Origin of the sequence: Pseudomonas sp. HMSC063H08, from assembly GCF_001813645.1 — a bacterium.
Classification (GTDB): domain Bacteria; phylum Pseudomonadota; class Gammaproteobacteria; order Pseudomonadales; family Pseudomonadaceae; genus Pseudomonas; species Pseudomonas aeruginosa.
The window spans coordinates 1-285 of sequence record NZ_KV813385.1 but is presented as its reverse complement, the minus strand read 5'-3'; the positions used below and the strand labels follow the sequence as shown (position 1 = coordinate 285).

Annotated in this window: 1 pseudogene; it reads right to left on the bottom strand. The window is 66.0% G+C overall.

From position 1 onward, the window contains the following. Nucleotides 1-100: 100 nt before the first annotated feature. A pseudogene (locus tag HMPREF2924_RS36170) lies at nt 101-285 on the bottom strand (integrating conjugative element protein); the annotation flags it as partial.

Sequence of the window (285 nt, the reverse complement as noted above, 5' to 3'; positions counted from 1 at the left end):
AAGAGGCTGAGCAGCGTACCGACCACTGCCAGGCCGACGACGATCAGCACTCCGACCAGTAGCTGGCCGAGGAGCTTTCGGGTGGTGAGCGTATCTGCCATCACGGTCTCCCTCCCGTCTTGCCGTCGGCGGCAGAGGGGGCCTGCAGGCGATCGAGGCGATCGGCATCGGGCGCCGACTCGAACACGCCACTGGACCCTGAGGCGCGCTGTTGCCCGCGCTCGATGACCCGCATGGGCGAATTGCTGGCCAACTCGCGACGGAGTTCCAGTTCGGTCTTGAGAT